Source organism: Bacillus sp. FSL W7-1360 (assembly GCF_038592975.1).
Classification (GTDB): Bacteria; Bacillota; Bacilli; order Bacillales; family Bacillaceae_D; genus Shouchella; species Shouchella lonarensis.
In genome coordinates this window covers 342,631-365,939 of the sequence record NZ_CP151950.1, presented here as the reverse complement: position 1 = coordinate 365,939, position 23,309 = coordinate 342,631, and the positions used below count along the sequence as shown (strand labels likewise).

Here is a 23,309-nt window from a genome sequence, read left to right as displayed (position 1 = left end):
TGTATACTTTATTCCGGATCTTATCTATCGTGCCGCCTACATTTAAGAGTGTCCCCCGACAGCTACAGTCGTAATTGTCTCTGTTGTATTGCCATTAATGACAGACACATTCCCAACAGCGTTGTTTATAATATAGAGAATTGGCACTTGTCCCGCTGGTCCCGTTGGACCCCGTAGACCCACTGCACCTGTCGGTCCTGTTGGCCCTGTCACTCCCGTTGCTCCTGTCACTCCCGTTGCTCCTGTCACTCCTGTTGCGCCTGTCACTCCTGTTGATCCTGTCACTCCTGTTGCGCCTGTCACTCCTGTTGCGCCTGTCACTCCTGTTGCGCCTGTCACTCCTGTTGATCCTGTCACTCCCGTTGCGCCTGTCGCTCCGGTTGCTCCTGTCGCTCCGGTTGCTCCTGTCGCTCCGGTTGCGCCTGTCACTCCTGTTGGTCCTGTTACTCCTGTCACTCCTGTTGGTCCTTGTACACCAAATTCTACCCATGGTTGCCAACTTGCGCCACCTGCGTCGGAACGTCGTACATAAATAGCTGGATTTGTAATGGCTAACTGAAAAACAATTATATCTACAATGTTTGCTGGCATAATAACTGACACGTATAATGTCCAGTTCTCTGAAATATTGATACCTGGTTGCGGGAACCCAGCATACGTTGGTGGTCCTTGCTCACCATCAGAAATGTATACACCCGATGTTTGAAACATATCTAAATCACTATTTGACGGCAAAGAGATCATCATTGGAAAAGCACCAACATCTTCTGCATTTAATGTCAGACTTCCATCTTCTGCAGCTGTTACTCCGTTAATATTCGTAATCGATCCGGGAATATCTCCGGCTGTGATCGTCACATTTCCCGCGACACCTGCAATACTATTTACCGCGACAATGTTTCCATCTTCTCCCGTTGCTCCTGTCGGTCCCGTCGGTCCTCTTAAAGTTGGGATTGACGTCGCTGCTTTCATCTTTGATTCAAGAATGATCTCCTTTTTGAAGATCGTATCAAGCATAGAAGTCACACTTTCATTCATCTGTAGTATCTCTTGTATCGTAGCTGGCGGTCCTGTAAAACCGTTTAATGTCCCAAGCGCGTACTGGATTTTTTCCCCTTCCGCATTAATCACGTGTGCCAAACCCATTTCCTCCATTGCAATGGAGGCTAACAATAAGTTGACAACATCATCACGAGCTAAAGTAATGTTAGGGGTAAAATTTGGCATATTTGCCTGTGACATACGTATCACTCCTTCACTTTTAAATAAAACCATTGCGCCTTTACGATGTATTAAGCTATTCTTTACAGCAATAAATCATTTTCCTTTCTCATTTCTTTACAATATGTATTAATCATACAAAGTGTACGGGCTGTTCAACTAAAATCTTCTAAAACGATGATTTCTACTACCAAAACACACATAGAAAAGCCCCTAGCTCTTCCAGCCAGGGGACTACGTTGTTTCCGTTTCTTGATATTGTTCTTGTGGCATAAATTTTGGTACAAGCCGTTGAACTTTACGTAGTGCAATAACGCGCTTCTCTAACCGCTTCACATGATCAACTTCTTGTTTTTGAGAGGCGTTTTCGATATAATCATGGACTGCATAGTAAATCGGTTCTGGATACATCATGTATGCACACGTCAACTGTTTTTCTGAGTCTAGTAGTGGCAAGTGTTGTTCATAACAATGCAACCAACGAAACACTGCATCTTCTGACCATAATGAAAATGGAAAACTATGGCGACAAAAACTCGCCAAGTCTCGTGCTGGTGTATCCAAACTTGCTTGTTCAAAATTTAAAAGCAAAGGTTCATTCTTTTCGTTGAAAAGTGTATGATGACGCGACATCCTGCCGTGTGTCAACACACTTCTGTATGTCCCTTTTTCCACTGTCGCTTCATACCATTTTTCCAAATAGCTTTGTGCTTGTTTATACAATTGCTCAAACATGACAAAATGCGTTAAAAACGAAAGCTCAAACGGCGCAATGTAATTCTTTTCCTCTGCTCTACGTGCAAACTGTTTTAACACATCCATCCGTTCTTCCCAACGTGTCAACAATCGCTCACACGATGCATCCAGTTGTTCGCGAGAAACTTCCTCGGTTTGCACCGTCAAACGATGAATAACACCCATTTGATCCGCAATTTTTTCTTCCATCGTCACACGGTCTGTATAGGCTACTTGCTCAATCCACGGCATTAGATAATAGCAATGCGCATCTGCGATAATCGTATACTCTCCAAACTTTGTCGGCAATACTGGAACAAACTGACGATACGCTTGTTTTGAAAGTTTACGAAGAGCATGGATGAATTCATCTGCTTGTAAGCGCGTCATCTCTGTTTCTTTTAACGCAAATGTCCCACGATCTGTCGTGACCTTCTTAATTTTTCCTCGATCTTCCACATCAATTGGTTGTAAATCATAATAAAACAAAATTGCTTCATAAATTTGTTTCATATGCTCACCTTTTTCTGATCAAACCAATTCGCCAACGTTTGCACAAAACCACGTGTTTCATCCCACGATTGCACAACTTGATCCATCACTTGTCCGCGTGTTGATTCATTTGCATCTATTTGATTTTCTATTAAGGGAAGCAGCTCTCTTACTGTCAACGCTTCCGCAAGCAACATCTTATGCGTTCCTTCAAGCAAATTGACTTCTGATTGAATGGCTTCTAACAACGCCAACAACGATTGTTGTCCATGTTTCCGATGCCACGACTTCAATACTTCCACAATCGGACGGTACCCTTTTTCAGGTGCGCAATTTGTTCCACGCCAGATCAGCATTCCTGCAATAGACGTTGCTTGATCAAGAGAGTCGATACGCTCTATCATCGGCAAAGGAATATCATCATCTCGTAAACGATCTGCTGCTTTCATTCGTTTCTCAGCCTCGCCTAGAAGTCCGGCTGCCAAGTCTTTATGTTCTGGATGAATATGCGGCCACACTTGTTTTAAATCTTCACATGACATGGCACGTGGTTTGACAGCAATTCTGTCTTCACTTTGAAGAAGACCGTTTATGATCATTGAAGAAAATAAAACACCCCACGCCTTTTCATTTCCTCTCTCCTCACACACTCCTTGTATATCATCATGCACAGTCACATATTGATCATCAACACAAACATAAGCTTGCTCATCCTTTGTTCGAATCATTCGATTCATGAGTACGTAAGGCGTGACACTACAATGATCACGCCATTTGATATGCCAGTTTAACAATGTTTCGTCATCCCAAATATGAAATCGCTTTAATCCCTGATCTGTGTCAAGGCGACTTTCATCTACACGCTCTACCTTCTCCCAACCATAATGTCTCTTCAATTCTTCTATCATAGGGCACCTACTTCGCTGATACAGGAATATACAGAATTTGTCCTTCCTCAAGCTGATCCGATGACAAGTTATTAAAACGTGTCAACTGCTTTTCTGTGAGGTCATAACGCTCAGCAATGGATGTCAATGTGTCAGCACTTTGAATAATGCACATTCTCCACCGTGTGAACTTCTCCTCACCTTGATCAAACATATCTGTTAAATAAATTGTTCTCTTTGAATGGTCTACCTTTTGTTGCTGCTCAGTCATTTCTTCCTTCTCGCATACAACTTCCTCAGTCGATTTGGGCTCCATTCTTGCGGATGTATTTACTTGAGTTTCTGTGTTGCTTCTCGCCCCACTCATCGTTGTTTCTTTTTCAGACTCTGACACTTGTTTAGAAGGGACTGTTTGCATTTCATTTGGCTCAACATTCTCCTCTAGTCTTCTCGTCGCCTCGTAAGAAAACGTCGTTTCTAATGACCTCTCTAATGCAGGTTCCTCTTCGGTCAATGCTTCTTTTTGTTGCTCAACCTCTTCTCTTATCTCTTCCATTTCTTCAGTTTCTGTTGATTCAACAGCTTGCGCCCTCACACCGCTTATGCATACATCGGCTGTTAAATCAATAGAGCGACTATCTGGCAGTTCGTAATCAAATCCTTCTACTTCGACATAAATATCATCTACATGCTGAATCCGTGCCATTGGGATTGTGATGTCAAGTGGGAATACATGCTCAATTCGCCCAATCCCTCCTGACTCACGTTGCACCATCTCACTTGCTGCCCGAAAATCACTCAGTTCAGATAATAAGTCGCCGTCACCCTCCTCACTTTCCTCCTCTAGTTGCAGACGATATTCTGCAATAAAGCGCAGTCCCCCTTGAATCGTCACTTGTTCTCCTTTTTCTTCAATTGAAATTTCCGGCGTCAAGGTCATTCCTAATATCTCATCTACTTCCTGCCCTTCAACTAACCGCACCGAATCTTCAATTGAAAATGTTAATGTAGATGAATGCGCCTCCGTCATTGTTACCCCTCCTATTTCATCCGTTACGATCGCTTTAACGGATATGTTCGTACACTTAACATGTATGATCATCCACGAGGCATTATGACTTTTGATATGGACAAACAAAAAATGAATATAGATCAAAAAGAAGCTCTTGTCTGCTCGTAACGCTTCTCGGCAGACAAAAGCTTCTTTACTTAAATACTTTATTTTTGAGAACACAGCTTTTTAAATACACTCTCAGCTGCAGCAATGGTCTGTTCAATCTCTTCATCCGTATGTTTTGTAGACAAGAACATGCCTTCAAATTGCGATGGGGCAATCGAGATGCCTGCTGCTAACATCCCGCGGAAATATGCGGCAAATAATTGTAGATCTGATGTTTGCGCTTGGGTAAAGTTTGTCACTTGTTCATTTGTGAAGAACAACCCGATCATTGATCCTGCGCGATTAATTGTATGTGGAACACCGTGCGCAGCAGCAGCTTCCGATAGACCTTTTTCTAGACGAGCAGCCTGACATTCAAACGTTTCATAGTGCGCAGGTGTCAGTTGCGCTAACGTATAAAACCCGGCTGTCATTGCTAGTGGATTTCCTGATAACGTCCCGGCTTGATAAATTGAACCGCTTGGTGCAATGTGCGCCATGATGTCTCGCTTCCCACCAAACGCGCCAACTGGAAGGCCGCCACCAATGACTTTTCCTAAACATGTTAAATCCGGTGTCACACCATATACACCTTGTGCACAATGGTAACCAACGCGAAAACCCGTCATCACTTCATCAAAAATGAGCAACGTACCATTTTGTTCTGTCCATTCACGTAACGTTTCCAGAAATCCTGGTTGAGGAGGTACAACGCCCATGTTTCCAGCAACCGGTTCAATGATGACTGCGGCGAGGTCATCTCCATACGTATCAAATACATATCGGACACTATCCAAATCATTATAATGAACTGTTAACGTATGTTGTGCCGTCTCTTTTGGCACACCTGGGCTATCAGGCAAACCGAGTGTCGCCACGCCTGATCCTGCTTTTATTAAAAGAGAATCACCATGTCCATGGTAGCAGCCAACAAATTTTAAAATTTTGTTTCGTCCCGTATAACCACGCGCCAACCGAAGTGCACTCATCGTCGCTTCTGTACCTGAATTGACCATGCGCACGACTTCAATAGATGGTACCCGCTCAATGACGAGTTGTGCAAGGCGCGTTTCTGCCTCGTGTGGCGCACCAAAGCTTGTCCCAAGTGCAGCCATCTCTTGTAATTGTTCGACGACAACGTCATCTGCATGACCTAAAATAAGTGGTCCCCATGAAAGGACATAGTCAATATATTCATTGCCATCCAAGTCAACAATCCGTGCCCCTTTCCCTTTCTTCATATACACTGGATTCATTCCAACAGATTTAAATGCACGAACAGGACTGTTTACCCCACCGGGCATTAATGGCAGTGCTTTCGAAAATGCTTCTTTTGAGTTCTCCATCTTCATTATAAAGCCCTCCTCACGATGACTGCGCAAGCCAGCGCAACACCTCTTTGGCATGATACGTTAAAATTAAATCCGCTCCCGCACGTTTCATACTGACAAGCTTCTCAAGTACTGTTGCCTGTTCATCAAGCCAACCGTTTTGGGCAGCGGCTTTGATCATCGCGTATTCTCCACTCACATTATAAGCGACAACTGGCACAGATAATGTGTTTTTCACATCTCGAATAATATCCAAGTAAGACAGTGCTGGTTTCACAATAAGGAAATCTGCCCCTTCCTCAACATCTGAGGTCGCCTCACGTAACGCCTCAGCTCGATTTGCTGGATCCATCTGATACGTTTTCCGATCACCGAAAGACGGCGCACTATGAGCCGCATCGCGGAACGGTCCATAAAAAGCTGATGCATATTTGACAGCGTAAGACATGATCGGCACATGTTGATAACCCGCTTCATCCAACCCTTTTCGAATTGCATATACAAACCCATCCATCATATTGGATGGCGCAATGACATCAGCACCTGCTTCTGCTTGTGATACCGCTGTTTGTACGAGCAACGACAAGCTCTCATCATTTTGAATCGTCCCTGCCTCAACCAAACCACAATGACCATGATCTGTAAATTGGCACAAACATGTATCTGCAATGACTGTCAACCGAGGGAATGACGCCTTCACTTGCCGAAGTGCACGTTGTACAATACCATCTTTTGCATATGCCCCTGTCCCAGTCGCATCTTTATGTATCGGTACACCAAATAAAATGATCGCTGAAATCCCTAGCTCAATGACCTCTTTTATTTCTTCCATCAATTCATCAAGCGAATATTGAAACACACCTGGCATGGACGGAACTTCTTTTTTTATTTGTCTACCTTCCGTCACAAATAGTGGATAAATCAAATCACTCGGTTGTAGCGTCACTTCACGTACAAGACGACGTATGGATGCACTTTGCCGTAACCGACGATGACGTTTAAATGGTTGACTCATCTTTCCTCACTCCTTGCATGCTGTTGTAACGCTGTAAGTAGTCCACTTGCTGTATATACATCGGCTACGATGATTGGTTCAAGACCTAACTCGCGCGCTGTGTTAGCTGTACGCGGACCAATACATGCAACTGTTTTGAAACGTAAAGATGCTTTTTGCTGCAACTCATCCAAATGGCGTGCAGCTGAAGAACTGAACAACGTTACATAGTCAAATATTTTTATAGATAACGTCGCAACTTTCTCAGCATCATACGACGGAGAAAAGGTATCATATAAAATCAATTCGTCTACGTGCACCCCATATGAACGTAACTGATTTGTCACGCTCCGCCGTGAAAGTTGTCCACACACCACAAGCACTCGCGCAGCACTTGTAACTTTTTCAAGCAAAAGGGTTGCCAACGTCTCGCCATCAAATGTCAGCGGTGTCAGCACGGGTTGCGTTGCATATTGTTTAATCATCGCTGCAGTCTCTGTGCCGACAGCGGCAATGCGCACAGTCGATGGGACGTTTGTTTGTCCTCTGAAAAAAGCGCGAACACCATTCACACTTGTAAACACGAGCCAATCATACGTGTGAAGTGTTGAATATGTTTGTGCCATCTCTGTTGTCAATGGACGGGGCACACATGTAATTAGCGGTAAAAAAGATGTATCGGCTCCCGCAGCGACCAATTGCTTGCCAAAGTCAACTGCGTCCTCACGCGGGCGCGTCACCAACACCGATTTCCCAACAAGTGTCCGCTCATTCATTTTTTACAGCTGCCAATAACTCGGTCGCGCCTTGGTTTCGCAAACAAACTGCTACTTCTTCACCTAACTTCTGCGGATCGTGACCAGTGCGTGTTTCTTTTAATATCACTTTTCCATCTGGTGATCCAACGAGACCTGTTAGTGATAATTGACCAAACGGTTGTACTTCGGCAAACCCACCAATGGGTACTTGACAACTGCCGTCCATTTCTTGCAAAAATGTTCTCTCTGCTTCAACGGCACGCCCAGTGGCCTCGTCATGGATCTTCTTTAATAAAGAAACAACTTCCTTGTCTGCACGACGACATTCTAAACCGAGGGCGCCTTGCCCTACAGCGGGTACACACATGTTTTTTGGCAAATACATCATCGACTCATCGATCTCATAACCTAGTCGATGCAAACCAGCAGCTGCCAACACAATCGCAGAAAAGTCCTCTTCCTTTAGCTTACGCAAACGCGTTTCGACATTCCCACGGATCCATTTCACCTGTACATCTGGACGTTGATGCAATAATTGAGCAGCGCGGCGCAAGCTACTTGTACCAATAATTGCACCTGAAGATAGTTCTGCAAGCGTTTCTCCGTTGACAGTCACAAGTACATCACGTGGGTCTTCTCGCACCGGTGTCGCTGCCAATACGCATGAATCAGGCAAACGTGCCGGTACATCTTTCATCGAATGCACCGCAATATCAATCGTTTCATCATATAAAGCTTGCTCAATCTCTTTTACAAAAAGACCTTTTCCACCTACTTTTGAAAGCGTTACATCAAGAATCCGGTCTCCTTTTGTCACAATCTCTTTCGTCACAAATTCATATGGCACACGTTGCGCTTTTAGTTGCGCAATGACCCAATTCGTTTGTGTTAAAGCCAGCTGACTCCGGCGCGTGCCTATTACAATTTTGCGCATCTTCCTCATCTCCCTTGCATGCGCCACGAAAACGAACCAAAAGGGAAATCACTCACCTTTCGGTTGTCTCGTTTTTACATTCGTAAAGCCATTCCTTCAACAAAAGGCAAGTACGAAATTTTCCCTGTGTCTGACTTGTAATGATCTTTTTCCACATTTGCTTGTTTTAATTGTTCTTCTAGCGCAAACAAATTCATGACTAATTCCAATGACCGGTCTGCATCTGGTGTCATCGCGAGTTCCTTTATATGCGTCAAAGGATCTCTTAACATTTGGTTCACGATGCTTTTTGTGTGTTTCCGTAACACTTTTAAATCACGTTCTGACAAATGTGGTAGCTTTCGCTCGATACTGTCCATTGTCTCACCTTGGATGATAAGCGCTTTTTCACGTAGCGCCGTAATAAGAGGGACAACACCTAACGTGTGCAACCAGCTTTTATAAGCATCTATTTCGTCTGCAATAAGCACTTCAATTTTATCTACTTCCTTTAAACGCTCTTGCTTATTCTCATCAACAATATGCTGTAAATCATCAATATCATAGAGGTGTACACCTGCATAGCTCGCCAATGCGGGTTCAATATCACGCGGCACAGCGATGTCAATCATAAACAAAGGACGACCGGCGCGCTTTTCCAATAAATCACCGACATGACTGTCCGTCAACACAAAGTCGAGTGAACCAGTTGAACTTATGACGACGTCGGCTTTTTCTAGCGCTTCTGCCATATGAGCAAACGAATACACGTCCGCTTGATATGCTGTCGCCAATTCCATTGCTTTTTCCTCTGTCCGGTTCATCACCATCATATGTGCCGCGCCACTTGCTTGAATGTGCGTCGCTGTAAGCTGCGCCATTTTTCCTGCCCCTAGAATAAGCACATGCTTTCCAGCAAATGTTTCAAAAATCTTCTTGCCTAGTTCAACGGCTGCGTAGCTAATCGAAACGGCTTGCGTAGAAATGTCCGTTGCCGAATGAACATGTTTTCCAAGTGTCACAGCTTGCTTAAATAATTGATTGAAAATGGTTCCTGTTACTTTTTCTTTTTGCGCACATAAAAAAGCTTGTTTTACTTGTCCTAAAATCTGTGTCTCCCCAATGACCATTGAATGAAGTCCACACACGACGCGGAACAAATGCTTTATCGCCTCGTCATTTTCACGTACTCGTAAATAAGGCGCAAGTTCTTCTTTGTCTATTTGAAACCAATTGGCCAAAAATGTTTTGGTAAAGTGACGGCCTGTGTGTAGCTGATCTGCTACAACGTAGACCTCTGTCCGGTTACACGTAGATAAGATGATACATTCCATGATGCTTTTTGTTGCACGTAATTGCGCAAGTGCATGTGGAAGTTGCGCTTGTGTAAAGACAAGCTTTTCTCTTATTTCAACTGGGGCTGATTTATAATCAAAACCGATCACCAGCGTATGCATGTTCGTCCTTGCCCCCCCCTAATCGTCGTTCATTCCGTCATTTCGTAAAAAGTTTCCCTATCTTTATCATTATACACGTCTTCATCATAACATGTCTGCACTGTACTACCAAACAATTTGTGACAATCTTACATAATAGCGGGGCATGTCGAACGGTTTACACCATACGCTGTAATATGGCTTTCCAAACGTCTTCTTTTCCAACACCCGTCTCAGATGAAAAATGAAGCAACTCATCATTTTCATCTTTCTGTAAATCTCGTTTAATTGTTGCCAAATGTTTCTGCCATTTTCCTTTTGGGATTTTGTCAGCTTTTGTAGCAACGAGGATGACTGGAATCTCTATATGCTTGAGCCATTGATACATTAATTTGTCATCAGCAGTTGGGGGATGACGCATATCGATTAACAATAACACGGCTTTTAACATCTCTCTTTCAGCCAAATATTGCTCGATCATTGTGCCCCATTTCGCCCGCTCTGATTTTGATACTTTCGCATAACCATAACCGGGCACGTCTACAAAGTATAACCGTTCGTTTACACCATAAAAGTTGAGGGTTTGCGTCTTTCCAGGACGTCCTGAAATCCGAGCCAATCCTTTGCGGTTCAACATTTTATTAATAAAAGACGATTTACCAACATTCGAGCGTCCTGCCAAAGCGAGTTCTGGCAAGCGATTCGTCGGATATTGATCTGGGCGAACGGCAACATGTAATAAGTCTGCTTGTGTAACTTTCATTCATACCCCTTCTTTCAACGCATGCTTTAACACATCATCAAGATGCGAAACAAAAACAATTTCTAGTGACTTACGGACACTTTCTGGAATGTCTTCTATATCACGGACATTTTCACGCGGAATTAAAATTTTTGTCAAGCCTGCGCGCTGGGCACTTAATGCCTTCTCCTTTAACCCACCAATTGGTAATACGTGTCCGCGAAGCGTCATTTCCCCTGTCATACCGACTTCTCTCCGGCATGGTCTTCCTGTTAATGCAGAAATGAGCGCGGTTGCCATTGTAATGCCTGCTGATGGACCATCTTTTGGTGTCGCACCTTCAGGAATATGAATGTGAATATCCTGTTTTTCATGGAAACGTGGGTCGACGGACAACATTTTTGCATGTGCGCGAATGTAACTAAACGCTGCTTGTGCTGATTCTCTCATCACCTCACCAAGCTTCCCTGTCAACATCAATTTTCCTTTACCTGGCGCACAAGATACTTCTACTGATAGTGTCGTTCCTCCTGAAGCTGTATATGCTAACCCTGTTGCAGTACCGACTTGATCCGTTGTTTCTGCCTCTCCGTAACGAAACTTCGGTTTACCAAGGAGTTTTTCCACCATTTTTTTTGTAATGATGACTCTTTTTTTCTCCTCTGCCATCAACAATTTGACAGCTTTTCGACACAATGTAGCAATTTGCCGTTGCAACTGACGCACGCCCGCTTCTCGCGTATAATGGCGGATCACATCAATCAATGATACATCTTTCACTTGAAAATCCTTTCCTGACAAACCGTGTGCCTTCATTTCTTTTGGTAATAAGTGGTGTCTTGCAATCGCACACTTTTCAAGTTCTGTATAACCAGATAAATAGAGCACTTCCATTCGGTCAAGCAAAGGTCTTGGGATCGCTCCGACGTTGTTTGCTGTTGTAACAAACATGACTTTCGATAAATCGTAAGGCTCTTCTATATAATGATCGGTAAACGTGTCGTTTTGTTCTGGGTCAAGTACTTCTAGCAACGCCGCGGACGGATCACCACGAAAGTCTTGCGCCATCTTATCTATTTCATCTAATAAGAAAACAGGATTGATTGTTCCAGCTTTTTTCATTCCTTGAATAAGCCTTCCAGGCATCGCCCCAATATAGGTACGACGGTGCCCTCGAATTTCCGCTTCATCCCGTACGCCTCCTAAAGAAATACGTACGAACTTGCGCCCGAGTGAGCGCGCAATTGACTGTGCCAACGAAGTTTTCCCAACCCCAGGTGGGCCGGCTAAGCAAAGAATAGGACCTTTTATATTCCCTGTCCGCGCACATACAGCCAAATATTCAAGCACGCGTTCTTTCACAAGCTCCAGACCGTCATGGTCTTCATTTAAAATGGCTTCGGCTGCCGTCATATTTAATTGATCTTCTGTTTCAACCTTCCACGGGATTTGCACGAGCCAATCTAAATATGTACGAATCATCGGTGCTTCCCCGACGTTACTTGGCATCCTTTCATAACGTTTCAACTCTTTTAGCGCCTTCTTCGATACAAGTTCAGGCATACCAGAAGTTTGAATCGCCTCTGTTAGTTCAACTACTTCCTCCGCTCTTCCTTCGCGATCACCTAGTTCGTGTTGAATGACTTTCATCTGTTCTCGCAAATAGTATTCTTTTTGCGTTTGATCCATCGCTTTTTTTACTTGTTTGCCAATCTTACGTTCAAGCGCAAGTACTTCTTGTTCATTCCCAAGGATGTCTAACAATGTCTGTAAACGTACAGTCACATCAATCGCTGCAAGTAGCGATTGTTTTTGTGCAATGTGAAGGGTTAAACTAGCTGCAATCGTGTCAGCAAATACTTCTGGATCCCGTTCCTCTTTCAATTTTATGACCGTTTCTTGTGATGCTTTACGAGATTGCTTCGCGAATTGTTCATACATTGTATAAACTGTACGCATCATCGCTTCCATTTGCGGCGTCACCACCGTTGTCATAGTCTCATGAATGCGCACTTCACTAAAGCGTTTGCTTCCTCTATCAACAAATGAAATCATTTCCGCCCGCGAAAGACCTTCGACTTGCACACGTACAGTCCCATTTGATAATGCGGAAGTATGGTTGATACGCACTAACGTACCAATTGTATATAAGTCTGTTTCTTGTGGATCCTCTGTCGTCAATTCTTTTTGTGTAGCTAAAAAAAGAAGATCATCGTTTTTTCTCGCTTCATCTAATGCTCGAAGCGATTTCTGTCTCCCAATATCTAAGTTCATTCGAACACCAGGAAAAATAAGCACGCCCCGTAATGGCAATAACGGTACACGTTGTACATTGCTTTGAACGTCCACCTATCAAACACCTCCACCCAATCGATCCGCTTATATCACTTATTTGAAGACTCATGATGGGAAAAAGCGCCCCCCATTATGGATGCGCCCCTTCACCTATCAGAGATCATCTTCTCATTTTATCCTATTGTGCGTCCAATTGTCTAATGTTTAAATTGGCGAGGGACGAGGATCAAACTTCCTTACTGGAGATATAACCCTTTCTTGTACAGGTTGTTGCGCAAATACCAAATCAAACACTTCCGTTAATGTCGACACAGGGTAAATGACAATGCCTTCAAATTGTGTCAATAAAGCAGCTTTATTTTCTGCTGGAATAATGACGGCTTCTGCCCCTGCTTGTTTGGCGGCTTTCACTTTTGCGACAACACCTCCGACGGGCTTGACCTTTCCGTGAATACTAAGCTCCCCTGTCATTGCAATTGTACTTAATACAGGCTTTCCCTCAATACTTGAATAAATACCTGTTGCAATGGCAATCCCAGCAGACGGACCATCTACAGGCGTTCCACCCGGGAAGTTGACGTGAATGTCATAATCACTTGTTGGAATACCCATTCTTCGCAACACAGAGATCACATTTTCCACAGAAGAACGGGCCATACTTTTTCGTCGAATGGTATGCGTATTTGAGCCTGATTGTTCTTCTTCGGCAATCCCCGTCACAACAAGCGTACCGTGATTCGGACGCTCTTGCACGAGCACTTCAATTTCTAATAAAGCACCACTGCTTGGCCCCGTTACCGCAAGCCCATTCACAAGGCCAATCGATGCCTGATCATGCACCTTTCTTTCTGGACGCGGTGCCATTTGACTCGAATGAAGCACCCATTCGATATCTGCTTGTGTCATCGCCTTTCGCCCTTCTGATAACGCAACACCTGAAGCAATTTGGACAATGTTAACCGTTTCTCGCCCATTCGTCGCATAGGATGCAATTTTTTGTGCCGCTGCCGGTTCAAGAATCATCTCCACTTTTTTTGCAGCGCGTTCAGCAATTTCCATAATCTCTTCTTGGTCCAATCCACGAAAAAAGATTTCCAAACAACGTGAACGAATTGCTGCTGGCATCTCCTCCGGTCTCCTCGTTGTTGCTGCCACAAGCCGAAAGTCTGCTGGCAACCCTTCCGTAAAAATATCATGGATGTGAGAAGGGATTTGCGTATTCGATGCACTATAATAAGCACTCTCTAAAAACACTTTCCGGTCTTCTAATACTTTGAGCAACTTATTTTGTTGAATCGGATGGAGTTCACCAATTTCGTCGATGAACAAAACACCACCATGCGCCTTTGTCACCGCACCGGGCTTTGGTTGCGGCACACCTGCTTGCCCCATTGCCCCTGATCCTTGATAAATTGGATCATGAACAGAACCAATTAAGGGATCGGCAATCCCACGCTCATCAAAGCGAGACGTCGCACCATCTACTTCTACAAAAACAGCTTCTCGTTGGAATGGAGAATCGCTACGCTTTTTTGCTTCTTCTAACACAAGCCTTGCCGCTGCTGTTTTACCTACACCCGGTGGTCCATAAATAATCACATGTTGTGGATTGGCACCACATAAAGCCATCCTTAATGCCTTTAAACCGTCATCCTGCCCAACCACTTCAGACATTTGTTTTGGACGCACCTTTTCTGCCAATGGTTCAGATAAACGAATCGCCCGCAACTTCTTCATTCTTTCCAACTCTATCCTTGACTCTTTATCAATGTAGGACTTTTGGCTATGTTGGCTTTTTAATAAGTTCCAAAAATATACCCCGATCACCGCACCAAAAAATAACTGTATGACAAATGCAATCAAACTTAAGCTCATTTTTATTCCCTCCTGCATCAGTTCGTCTCAGGTAGTATCTCCGGCACATGACCCCTTAGTCACAAAACTGTCTTCAATGTCTTTCCAATTATGTACAGGCATAGGCAAAAAAAAATCTCCCTTACTGTCTTTCAGTAAAGGAGATCGTTTTTCACGCACTTTCTTTCGGCGGGTCCAGCGAAAGCTTGGCGCCGTCCGCTGACTCTAAAACCGGTGGTGCATTTTCTGTGACACATGCGCCGTGAATAATACACTTCACTGCGTCCTCGCGAGAAGGAAGATCAAACATGACATCGAGCATAATTCCTTCAATAATTGAACGCAATCCTCGCGCACCTGTCTTCCGCTCGATTGCTTTTACCGCGATCTCTCGCAAGGCTTCTTCTGTAAATTCTAATGAAACATGATCCATTTCTAACAATTTCTGATATTGCTTCACGAGCGCATTCTTCGGTTTTGTCAAAATCTCAATTAATGCACTCGTATCTAATGGCTGCAAACTTGAGATGACCGGCAAACGCCCAATGAATTCAGGGATTAATCCAAAGCGCAACAAATCTTCAGGTAGCACCTTCGCTAAATACCCTTCTGAATCCATTTCATCCTTCTTCACCTCAGAACCAAAGCCGATCACTTTTTTCCCGAGACGACGCTTAATGATTTGCTCAATGCCATCAAAAGCACCGCCACAAATAAAGAGAATGTTCGTCGTATCTAATTGGATAAACTCTTGATGAGGGTGCTTTCGACCACCTTGAGGAGGCACACTTGCTGTTGTTCCTTCTAAAATTTTCAAAAGCGCTTGCTGTACACCTTCTCCAGACACATCGCGGGTAATTGAAGGATTTTCGGACTTCCTTGCTACTTTGTCAATTTCATCAATATAAATGATTCCTTTTTCCGCTTTTTCCACATCATAGTCAGCGGCTTGAATCAATTTCAGCAAAATATTTTCAACGTCCTCACCGACATAACCCGCTTCTGTCAATGATGTTGCATCAGCAATTGCAAATGGCACATTTAAAATACGTGCTAACGTCTGCGCCAACAGGGTTTTTCCGCTACCAGTTGGTCCAATCAATGCAATATTACTTTTTGCAAGCTCTACATCTTCTGAGCGGTTTAAAGAGTGAATTCGCTTATAATGATTGTACACCGCAACTGCGAGCGATTTTTTCGCCGCCTTTTGCCCAATCACATAGTCATCTAAAATCGCACAAATTTCGTTAGGCTTTGGCACCTCAGTCATTTCTACGTCTTCTGTCGTATCCAATTCTTCTTCCACAATTTCTGTGCAAAGTTCAATACACTCATCACATATATATACACCAGGACCCGCTACAAGTTTTCGCACTTGATCCTGCGTTTTTCCGCAAAACGAACATTTAAGCTGACCTTTTTCTTCGCTAAACTTAAACATACACTCACCCCTCACAAATATTCTCTCCGTTAATTTCAAGTCGTTCTCTTCAGACCATTTGTCAGCCACTTGAAACCATTTTAGCATATCTTTGCTCTCTCTGAAAAGCAAGAAACATCTTGAACATTACAGGACTGGCAATGAATCATAACGTCCAATTTAAAACTATGTATTCAATTGTTCATGCGTGCTATCCATGGGTCGTTTTAACATCATGTGCGAATCCAGCACCTTACATACATGACAAAACCATTTTACATACAAAATGCCTGTGCTTTTTGAAAAAAGTGATGGATAAAGGTGCGGATCTCCGCACCTTCCATCTTTTCTATTTGTTATTTTGCTGCAGCAGGGACAGACTTACTATGTTCCATCACTAAGTCCACGGCTTTACGAATTTGAAGATCAGATTCAATCTGTTTCATGCCACCTTGCATGGCAAGTAATGACTTGATTTCTTCAACAGAACGCTCGTATGTTTGAGCCATTTTTTCAATCTCTGCATCGACTTCTTCTTCTGAAACTGTGATACTTTCAGCTGAAACAATGGCTTCTAACGCCAGTACGGTACGCAGACGTTTCACTGCTTCTTCTTTCATCTGCTCGCGCATCGCTTCTTCTGTTTGACCAGAGAACTGGAAGTATAATTCTAAGTTCATTCCTTGTGCTTGCAGACGTTGACCGAACTCCTCTAACATCCGGTCTACCTCTGTTGTAATCATTGCTTCTGGAATCGTCACTTCCGCATTGTCTGCGACTTGTGAAAGAAGGCCTTCGCGCTCAGCATTTTCTGCTGCTTGTTCTTTTTCTGTTGCCAATTTCTCACGCACAGATGATTTTAGTTCATCCAATGTCTCGACTTGGTCATCCGCATCTTTTGCAAACTCATCATCTAATGTCGGCAATTGCTTACGCTTCACGTCATGCACTTTCACTTTAAACACAGCAGACTTTCCTGCTAAATCTGTTGCATGGTAATCTTCTGGGAATGTCACTTCAACGTCCGTTTCCGAACCTGGTGCCACACCAATTAATTGTTCTTCAAAACCAGGAATAAATGAATGAGAGCCGATTTCAAGCGAATGGTTTTCCGCAGCACCACCTTCAAATGCTTCACCATCTACATAACCAGTAAAGTCGATGACTGCTGTGTCCCCTTCTGCAATCTCTCCCTCTTCAACAACGACTAATTCAGCATGACGCTCTTGAAGGCTTTTCAATGCAGCCTCGACATCTTCTTCCGTTACTTCTTTGCTAGGTACTTCTACTTCTAACCCTTTGTAGTCGCCTAATTTCGCCTCTGGACGAACTGTCACTGTCGCAGTAAAAATAAATGGCTCGTCTTTTGCGATTTGTTCCACATTAATGTCTGGACGATCTACAGGATGAATGCCTGCCTCTTCAACGGCATTGCCATAGGCAGTTGGCAGCATAACTTCAACAGCTTCTTCATATAGTGCTTCCACACCAAATTGCTTTTCAAATAAACCACGCGGCATTTTTCCTTTTCGGAAGCCAGGTACGTTTACTTTTTGCACAACTTTTTTAAACGCTTTATTGAGCGCATCTTTCACTTGATCCGCATCAACTTCGACTGTCAATACGACTGTGTTTTCCTCTGTTTTTTCCCATTTTACAGACATACTTTTCCCTCCAACTAATCATATGAAACCATATCGTACTATCGATAAATGATTTTTAACGTTTCGGACAACCACTCTATTATAACATAAAGCATTGACCTTTCAATCACCTTGAGCTATTTCCCTTTTTCTTCTATGTATGAAACCATAAGTCGCCCTTTTTGACATCTAGTTCCGGCGTATGTTCACAAGCGACTAGCGCTTGTTCTGCTTTGATTACATCGCCCGGCTCACATTGATAATTGTGACTCAACGCATCTAAATCAATGCTTAAACCTAATTGTTTACTTGCTACAAGATGGCACGTGCATCCCCAAATACGGCTACATGACGGATCCGGTAAAAACGGATAATTCGAAAGTGCGTACGTTTGATATAACTGCTTTGCGATGTCGAGCAAGACTGGGTCGATATGCTCTAATTGTTGTATGAGCAGTTCGGATACTTCTTGATCAAGTTTACGTTCTCCTGGCGCCTGTAAATCACGCGGGCATAAAGTCAATACCTGTTCATCTTTTTTAAACGTAAGCATTTCATCATCTTGCCAGCGATATAAAATAAACAATGCGTACGTGCGCATAAAAGGGCTCGTTTCCTCATCACAAGCAAGGTCTCGTATATCATTACGCAACGCTTTGACGCGTAGGCGATAGACTGTTTGCAACGCTTGCCACTGCGCTGGTTCATTTCTAGCATGTAAACCAGCCCTCAACTCCAATATCATTTCTTCTTTCGGCTTTTCTGCAAGTGGGGTGGCCTTATAAGCTGTTGTATCGCTCATTTGCCTGCTAAAATGCAACAATTCATAAAGCATCTCCGCATGACGTGCCGGTAACCTATTTTCTGCTAGCACTGCTTCTAATAAATGAACGACCGCTTCATATTTTGACAACTGAACAAGTAGTGAAACATGTACTTGCAGCGTTTCATAATAATCGCCAATCCCTTCCTTTAACAATGCGTCCGTATGTTTAACCGCCTCTTCCTGCTGCCCCAATTCAATTAAACTAAGGACAACACCGAAACGTGCTTGTGGATTTTCCCACTCGTGAGCCACAGCTTGCGAAAACAATGACAACGCTTCTTCGGCATGTTTTTCTTTTAATTCTTCCATCCCTTTTTCCACTAACCGGCGTAACACCCCAGGGAAAGGAACGATATTCTCCCCTTCTTTCCGTGCGTCACTCAACGTCTCTTCACCTCCTTCCAAACAAACTTTACCTTCTCTACACTATACGCCTCTTACGACTTTGGGTCAAACATCTTGTTTCATTTCACACAGTCATTTTTAAATGGTTGTTTCTTCATCTCATTTTCTTCTCTCGCTGTCATATTTCTCCGTAAAACGGAAATCATATATGAAGATATGTCTTATTTCATGATGTCATAACAGGTGGTGGTTACTAATGAATAAATTATATCGATTATGGAAGACCATTTGGCGCAAAAGTCGCTTTCATAGACGTCGTGCTACACTTGTCCTCGTCACAAATCAATGGGAAAAATGTCCACATGAACCAGAGCGAAAAATCTGTCAATACTTGCATAACAATGGATATTATCCAAGTCTAGACTATCAACTACCTTATGTGTGTGCAAATATTGCCCTTGTTCCCTATCAAATTGCGCTAGTCAGAACGCTCTCTCCAACATTGGAAAAGAAAATTTCTCGCCAGCTTAATCGTATTGGATGGACCGTTTTCTTCTATGATGAAGCGCATTTAACTGACAGATGCCTTTTAGACATCTTAAAAGAGATTGCGACACCAAGATATAAAGTGCAGGAGTAAGGACTACGTCCAGTAGCACATTTTAAAAGACCGCGAGTGCTGAAAACACCCACGGTCTTTCCCTTAAGTACATTTGCTAACTTTCAGAGGATAGAACCGCCTGTGCTTAAGAGAATTTATTCATATCCAGCCACATTTTAATAGTAAATATTAGTTTCGTATAGGCAACTCAGGACAACCAACGACAATATCAATCATACGTTGTTCAAACTCTCCACCCGCTGTTTCAATCGCAAGAATGGCACCGTGCATACCGGGCTTGTCAGTATCAAAACTGTCAATAAACGCGAATAAGTAATCCCCTTCTTCTTCAACCACATCATCCAGCGTTGCAACAATCATCTCTAGCTCTTGTCCATGTTCCCCAGTACCTTTATAGTACTTCTTCAAGATTTCTTCGATATTTGATCCAATGGGCATACAAACAATATCAGGTCCTTCAATAACTGGTACCTCGCTTACCAAACCTGATGCTTGTACAAAAGTGGAACCTGACATGAGCACTATCAATACCGCGATCATACTTACAAACATCTTTTTAAACATACAAACCCCTCCTTTTTATTTTGTTAACTTTAACACCTTCACATTAACATTTTACATCAAATCTCGCAAGGAAATCACTATGACACGTCATTGATGCTAGAATCACGCGCGTCACAGCCAATTAATGAACTGATTTACCTACTTTGACTCATTATGGCCACAATTGAATTTTGAATTGTACTTAAAGAAAGAATAGATCTTATAACGCATATTACGTAAACGCTGTGAAGTATACGTGTTTTACACACCGAAAATACACTTGACGCACCCCACATACTGCATGTATACTGAACTCAAGAGATGCATAAACTAAAAATGACCACAGGTGCTCGTAACACCCATGGTCTGCAATAACTGGACTCCCTAAGAGGGACAGCCGACTTTCAGAGGATGGACCACCCTAACTGCATGCCAGCGCTTAAGGGTGGTTTATTTCTTGTCTCGTGATGTAATTGACACAATCAAACCGCCAAAAACAAACATAAGCATCAGCGCCTCAAATGTTGTCATCACGCAACACCTCCCTTCTACGGGAAGTGCCGTCACCCTTAAAGATCCGTATGTTATTGCCAGTCCAGTATAGCACAATGAAACTATTTTTCGCAAACACTATCAAAAGTGTGGTAGAATATTTGTCATAGTGGTTACCCCCACTATGATGGTGTCGGCTTTAGTCGGCGTTTTTTTGTGTTTTTCAGTGAACAGTCAGATACCGATGCAACAACTGTGTGGACTTTGAACTGCGCCACGTCATTAATTTCTTTTTGTTACACTGAATTCCGCGTTGTTTCTCTCCAAAAGAAAAACCCCAAAAGCGCTGGTATATCAACACTTTAAAGGGTTTTCAATCTAACTCTTAAATAGTTAAAAACGTCCCAGGAGAGATTCGAACTCCCGACCGACGGCTTAGAAGGCCGTTGCTCTATCCTGCTGAGCTACTGGGACACATTTAAAAGCGGGTGATGGGAATCGAACCCACGACATCAGCTTGGAAGGCTGAGGTTTTACCACTAAACTACACCCGCAGATGATCAACTGCATTTCCTATGTTTACTTATACGTAAGCGTGAGACTCGATATATTTTCTCACAACCGACGAATATAAATATACCGGAAAAATTCACCATTGTCAATGGTTTTTTTAGAAGCCTTGAGCCGGCAAATAAATACGACATCTCTTTTACGTGCCTTCTGTAGCGTTGTATTAAAGAGAAAATGTCCGGCTCATTTCTTCAACAACTCGTCCCTCAATTGTAAAATAACAGACAGCAATTGCCCCCTCATTTACATCAACAATACAATATGTCCCATGCTCGTAGCCACGAGGTAGACGAATGCTCCCTGGATTAATACATAAAACACCATCAACCATTTCTGAGATCGCCACGTGCGTATGCCCATAGACAACGACCGGTACACCTTTTCCTTTAGCAGCTGCGACGAGTGTTTGACATGATTTCTTCACCCCATATAAGTGCCCGTGCGTCACCCATACTTGAACATTCTCCCACGTTAACAATCGCTCTTGAACAAATTCGGCTGGCATATCACAGTTACCCGCAACTGTATGTACACCTAATAAAGCTTCGGCATCTGCTGGCAACTGGGAATCCCCAACATGAATCATTTGCTCGACTTCCTCTGCGTGTCTTTCAATCACTTGTTGCAATGGGGCTTGCCAGCCATGGCTATCGCTGACAATCAATACTTTCATTTTTTGTTCCTCCTATTACTTGCTTCAATGCTGCCAATGCTTTAGCACGATGACTGATTTTATTTTTTACTTCCGGGGAAAGTTGTGCCATCGTTTTCCCATACGCAGGAACAAAAAATATTGGATCATAGCCGAATCCATGTGTTCCACTGGGTTCGATTGCAATACTCCCCTCACATGTACCTTCAACAAATCGGGGCTTGCTTCCTGGTTCACTGATCGCAATGACACAATAGAAACGAGCAGTACGTTGTGAAGGTGCCATTTCCGCAAGTTCAGACAGGACTTTTTTAATATTTTCTTCATCACTACGACTTTCACCGGCATAACGTGCTGAATAGACGCCTGGTGCGCCGTCTAATGCATCGATCATCAAACCTGAGTCGTCAGCAATGACCGTTTTTCCTAAAAATCGGGACAACGTCTCTGATTTTTTTGCGGCATTTTCATGAAACGTTGCGCCATCTTCAATGATGCTCGGACATGTTGGATAATCATATAGCGATTTCACTTCCCATGTTGGAGATAACATCGCCTCAAACTCTGCAATCTTCCCTTGATTTTCTGTCGCAATAATGATTTCACTCATATGAACCATCTCCATTTGCTGCTGTGTAAATAAATGAGACCGCATCTCCTAATACTGCTCGTTGCTCTTCAATCAATGTTCGAATCCCATTTTTTGCTAGAGATAAACATTCCGTAAGTTGCGCCTCACTAAATACCGCTTCTTCTCCACTTCCTTGCACTTCAACAAATTTGCCGCTTCCTGTGCAAACAACGTTCATATCAACCTCAGCCTTCGCATCTTCTTCATAACATAAATCGCATACAGCACCTTCTTTTGATAAAATCCCGACGGAGATGGCTGCCAAGAAATCTTTTACGGGCCACTTCGTAATCAGCCCCTCATCTCGGGCTTTTTTTAACGCCAATACAACTGCTACGTAAGCCCCAGTAATCGACGCCGTCCGTGTTCCTCCATCCGCTTGAATGACATCACAATCAACCCAAAGTGTACGCTCACCAATTTTATCTAAATCAATCACAGCACGCAATGCCCGTCCAATGAGACGCTGAATTTCCATTGTTCGTCCAGTGCGCGTACCTTTTGCGGCTTCCCTTACTGTGCGTTCTGCAGTCGCACGCGGTAACATGGAATATTCTGCTGCTAACCACCCTTTTCCTTTGTTACGTAAAAAAGGCGGGACGCGGTGCTCGATGCTCGCGGTACAAATCACTTTTGTGTCACCCATCGCGATGAGCACCGACCCTTCGGCATATTTTGTAAAATGGGGAATCATGTTCACTGTACGTATGTCTGATTTCGATCGTCCATCTTGCCGCATATACTGTTC

The 23,309-nt window shown here is 43.3% G+C and carries 21 protein-coding genes and 2 tRNA genes; 1 reads left to right on the top strand and 22 read right to left on the bottom strand.

Going from position 1 to position 23,309, the window contains the following annotated elements:
• Window positions 1-42: 42 nt before the first annotated feature.
• The 15 genes from NSQ26_RS01825 to NSQ26_RS01755 form a co-directional block, all read right to left on the bottom strand.
• Complete coding sequence (locus NSQ26_RS01825) at window positions 43-1,242, bottom strand: pyocin knob domain-containing protein (protein WP_499718943.1); 1,200 nt, start codon at window positions 1,240-1,242, stop codon at window positions 43-45.
• 213 nt (window positions 1,243-1,455) lie between these two features.
• On the bottom strand, window positions 1,456-2,469 hold the full coding sequence (gene ysxE / locus NSQ26_RS01820) for a spore coat protein YsxE (RefSeq protein ID WP_090775755.1): 1,014 nt from the start codon (window positions 2,467-2,469) through the stop codon (window positions 1,456-1,458).
• Entirely contained in the window at window positions 2,466-3,356 is an 891-nt protein-coding gene (locus NSQ26_RS01815) for a hypothetical protein (RefSeq protein ID WP_499718942.1), read from the bottom strand. Before NSQ26_RS01815 ends, ysxE begins: the two co-directional genes overlap by 4 nt.
• A gap of 7 nt (window positions 3,357-3,363) precedes the next feature.
• On the bottom strand, window positions 3,364-4,365 hold the full coding sequence (gene spoVID, locus NSQ26_RS01810) for a stage VI sporulation protein D (protein WP_176763861.1): 1,002 nt from the start codon (window positions 4,363-4,365) through the stop codon (window positions 3,364-3,366).
• Window positions 4,366-4,553: 188 nt separating this feature from the next.
• The gene (gene hemL / locus NSQ26_RS01805; protein ID WP_437182631.1) at window positions 4,554-5,846 is read right to left on the bottom strand and encodes a glutamate-1-semialdehyde 2,1-aminomutase; all 1,293 of its coding nucleotides are present in this window, start codon (window positions 5,844-5,846) and stop codon (window positions 4,554-4,556) included.
• A gap of 13 nt (window positions 5,847-5,859) precedes the next feature.
• A complete protein-coding gene (hemB, locus tag NSQ26_RS01800) occupies window positions 5,860-6,840 on the bottom strand; it encodes a porphobilinogen synthase (RefSeq protein ID WP_499718941.1) in 981 nt (326 codons plus the stop codon).
• The gene (locus NSQ26_RS01795; protein WP_499718940.1) at window positions 6,837-7,595 is read right to left on the bottom strand and encodes a uroporphyrinogen-III synthase; all 759 of its coding nucleotides are present in this window, start codon (window positions 7,593-7,595) and stop codon (window positions 6,837-6,839) included. Before NSQ26_RS01795 ends, hemB begins: the two co-directional genes overlap by 4 nt.
• Window positions 7,588-8,511, bottom strand: a complete 924-nt coding sequence (gene hemC / locus NSQ26_RS01790) for a hydroxymethylbilane synthase (RefSeq protein ID WP_499718939.1) — start codon at window positions 8,509-8,511, stop codon at window positions 7,588-7,590. The genes NSQ26_RS01795 and hemC overlap by 8 nt, the downstream gene beginning before the upstream one ends.
• Window positions 8,512-8,585: 74 nt before the next feature.
• Window positions 8,586-9,947, bottom strand: a complete 1,362-nt coding sequence (gene hemA / locus NSQ26_RS01785) for a glutamyl-tRNA reductase (RefSeq protein WP_499718938.1) — start codon at window positions 9,945-9,947, stop codon at window positions 8,586-8,588.
• Between the two features lie 157 nt (window positions 9,948-10,104).
• Entirely contained in the window at window positions 10,105-10,689 is a 585-nt protein-coding gene (gene yihA / locus NSQ26_RS01780; protein WP_499718937.1) for a ribosome biogenesis GTP-binding protein YihA/YsxC, read from the bottom strand.
• On the bottom strand, window positions 10,690-13,017 hold the full coding sequence (gene lon / locus NSQ26_RS01775) for an endopeptidase La (RefSeq protein WP_499718936.1): 2,328 nt from the start codon (window positions 13,015-13,017) through the stop codon (window positions 10,690-10,692). It lies immediately after the preceding gene.
• A gap of 150 nt (window positions 13,018-13,167) precedes the next feature.
• A complete protein-coding gene (gene lonB, locus NSQ26_RS01770; RefSeq protein ID WP_499718935.1) occupies window positions 13,168-14,838 on the bottom strand; it encodes an ATP-dependent protease LonB in 1,671 nt (556 codons plus the stop codon).
• Between the two features lie 151 nt (window positions 14,839-14,989).
• Window positions 14,990-16,258 (bottom strand): ATP-dependent protease ATP-binding subunit ClpX, encoded by a 1,269-nt coding sequence (gene clpX / locus NSQ26_RS01765; protein ID WP_499719959.1) that lies wholly within the window; start codon window positions 16,256-16,258, stop codon window positions 14,990-14,992.
• A 335-nt stretch (window positions 16,259-16,593) separates the two neighbouring features.
• A complete protein-coding gene (gene tig, locus NSQ26_RS01760) occupies window positions 16,594-17,901 on the bottom strand; it encodes a trigger factor (protein ID WP_499718934.1) in 1,308 nt (435 codons plus the stop codon).
• Window positions 17,902-18,034: 133 nt separating this feature from the next.
• Window positions 18,035-19,090 carry a hypothetical protein gene (locus NSQ26_RS01755; RefSeq protein ID WP_499718933.1) on the bottom strand — a complete coding sequence of 352 codons (1,056 nt, stop codon included), beginning with the start codon at window positions 19,088-19,090 and terminating at the stop codon, window positions 18,035-18,037.
• A 217-nt stretch (window positions 19,091-19,307) separates the two neighbouring features.
• On the opposite strand from NSQ26_RS01755, the gene NSQ26_RS01750 reads away from it, so the two are divergent.
• Entirely contained in the window at window positions 19,308-19,691 is a 384-nt protein-coding gene (locus NSQ26_RS01750; RefSeq protein ID WP_499718932.1) for a hypothetical protein, read from the top strand.
• Between the two features lie 150 nt (window positions 19,692-19,841).
• Here NSQ26_RS01750 and NSQ26_RS01745 read toward each other — a convergent pair whose 3' ends face one another.
• From NSQ26_RS01745 to rph, 7 genes are all read right to left on the bottom strand, one after another.
• Window positions 19,842-20,237 carry a hypothetical protein gene (locus NSQ26_RS01745; RefSeq protein WP_499718931.1) on the bottom strand — a complete coding sequence of 132 codons (396 nt, stop codon included), beginning with the start codon at window positions 20,235-20,237 and terminating at the stop codon, window positions 19,842-19,844.
• Between the two features lie 429 nt (window positions 20,238-20,666).
• Window positions 20,667-20,747, bottom strand: coding sequence for a putative holin-like toxin (locus tag NSQ26_RS01740; RefSeq protein WP_367576287.1), 81 nt, complete (start codon window positions 20,745-20,747; stop codon window positions 20,667-20,669).
• A gap of 361 nt (window positions 20,748-21,108) precedes the next feature.
• Window positions 21,109-21,182: transfer RNA gene (locus NSQ26_RS01735), tRNA-Arg, on the bottom strand.
• Between the two features lie 9 nt (window positions 21,183-21,191).
• Window positions 21,192-21,262: transfer RNA gene (locus NSQ26_RS01730), tRNA-Gly, on the bottom strand.
• Window positions 21,263-21,441: 179 nt separating this feature from the next.
• Complete coding sequence (locus NSQ26_RS01725; protein WP_090775770.1) at window positions 21,442-21,951, bottom strand: metallophosphoesterase family protein; 510 nt, start codon at window positions 21,949-21,951, stop codon at window positions 21,442-21,444.
• Window positions 21,926-22,540 carry an XTP/dITP diphosphatase gene (locus NSQ26_RS01720; protein ID WP_499718930.1) on the bottom strand — a complete coding sequence of 205 codons (615 nt, stop codon included), beginning with the start codon at window positions 22,538-22,540 and terminating at the stop codon, window positions 21,926-21,928. Before NSQ26_RS01720 ends, NSQ26_RS01725 begins: the two co-directional genes overlap by 26 nt.
• Window positions 22,533-23,300: a ribonuclease PH gene (gene rph, locus NSQ26_RS01715; RefSeq protein WP_499718929.1), complete on the bottom strand. Its 768-nt coding sequence runs from the start codon at window positions 23,298-23,300 to the stop codon at window positions 22,533-22,535. The genes NSQ26_RS01720 and rph overlap by 8 nt, the downstream gene beginning before the upstream one ends.
• Between the last annotated feature and the right edge of the window lie 9 nt (window positions 23,301-23,309).

What these genes read in the sequence shown, in the direction of transcription:
- NSQ26_RS01825 (WP_499718943.1), bottom strand. Translation starts at nt 1,242, where the DNA reads ATGTCACAGGCAAATATGCCAAATTTTACCCCTAACATTACTTTAGCT.
- ysxE (WP_090775755.1), bottom strand. Translation starts at nt 2,469, where the DNA reads ATGAAACAAATTTATGAAGCAATTTTGTTTTATTATGATTTACAACCA.
- NSQ26_RS01815 (WP_499718942.1), bottom strand. Translation starts at nt 3,356, where the DNA reads ATGATAGAAGAATTGAAGAGACATTATGGTTGGGAGAAGGTAGAGCGT.
- spoVID (WP_176763861.1), bottom strand. Translation starts at nt 4,365, where the DNA reads ATGACGGAGGCGCATTCATCTACATTAACATTTTCAATTGAAGATTCG.
- hemL (WP_437182631.1), bottom strand. Translation starts at nt 5,846, where the DNA reads ATGAAGATGGAGAACTCAAAAGAAGCATTTTCGAAAGCACTGCCATTA.
- hemB (WP_499718941.1), bottom strand. Translation starts at nt 6,840, where the DNA reads ATGAGTCAACCATTTAAACGTCATCGTCGGTTACGGCAAAGTGCATCC.
- NSQ26_RS01795 (WP_499718940.1), bottom strand. Translation starts at nt 7,595, where the DNA reads ATGAATGAGCGGACACTTGTTGGGAAATCGGTGTTGGTGACGCGCCCG.
- hemC (WP_499718939.1), bottom strand. Translation starts at nt 8,511, where the DNA reads ATGCGCAAAATTGTAATAGGCACGCGCCGGAGTCAGCTGGCTTTAACA.
- hemA (WP_499718938.1), bottom strand. Translation starts at nt 9,947, where the DNA reads ATGCATACGCTGGTGATCGGTTTTGATTATAAATCAGCCCCAGTTGAA.
- yihA (WP_499718937.1), bottom strand. Translation starts at nt 10,689, where the DNA reads ATGAAAGTTACACAAGCAGACTTATTACATGTTGCCGTTCGCCCAGAT.
- lonB (WP_499718935.1), bottom strand. Translation starts at nt 14,838, where the DNA reads ATGAGCTTAAGTTTGATTGCATTTGTCATACAGTTATTTTTTGGTGCG.
- clpX (WP_499719959.1), bottom strand. Translation starts at nt 16,258, where the DNA reads ATGTTTAAGTTTAGCGAAGAAAAAGGTCAGCTTAAATGTTCGTTTTGC.
- tig (WP_499718934.1), bottom strand. Translation starts at nt 17,901, where the DNA reads ATGTCTGTAAAATGGGAAAAAACAGAGGAAAACACAGTCGTATTGACA.
- NSQ26_RS01750 (WP_499718932.1), top strand. Translation starts at nt 19,308, where the DNA reads ATGAATAAATTATATCGATTATGGAAGACCATTTGGCGCAAAAGTCGC.
- NSQ26_RS01745 (WP_499718931.1), bottom strand. Translation starts at nt 20,237, where the DNA reads ATGTTTAAAAAGATGTTTGTAAGTATGATCGCGGTATTGATAGTGCTC.
- NSQ26_RS01740 (WP_367576287.1), bottom strand. Translation starts at nt 20,747, where the DNA reads ATGACAACATTTGAGGCGCTGATGCTTATGTTTGTTTTTGGCGGTTTG.
- NSQ26_RS01725 (WP_090775770.1), bottom strand. Translation starts at nt 21,951, where the DNA reads ATGAAAGTATTGATTGTCAGCGATAGCCATGGCTGGCAAGCCCCATTG.
- NSQ26_RS01720 (WP_499718930.1), bottom strand. Translation starts at nt 22,540, where the DNA reads ATGAGTGAAATCATTATTGCGACAGAAAATCAAGGGAAGATTGCAGAG.
- rph (WP_499718929.1), bottom strand. Translation starts at nt 23,300, where the DNA reads ATGCGGCAAGATGGACGATCGAAATCAGACATACGTACAGTGAACATG.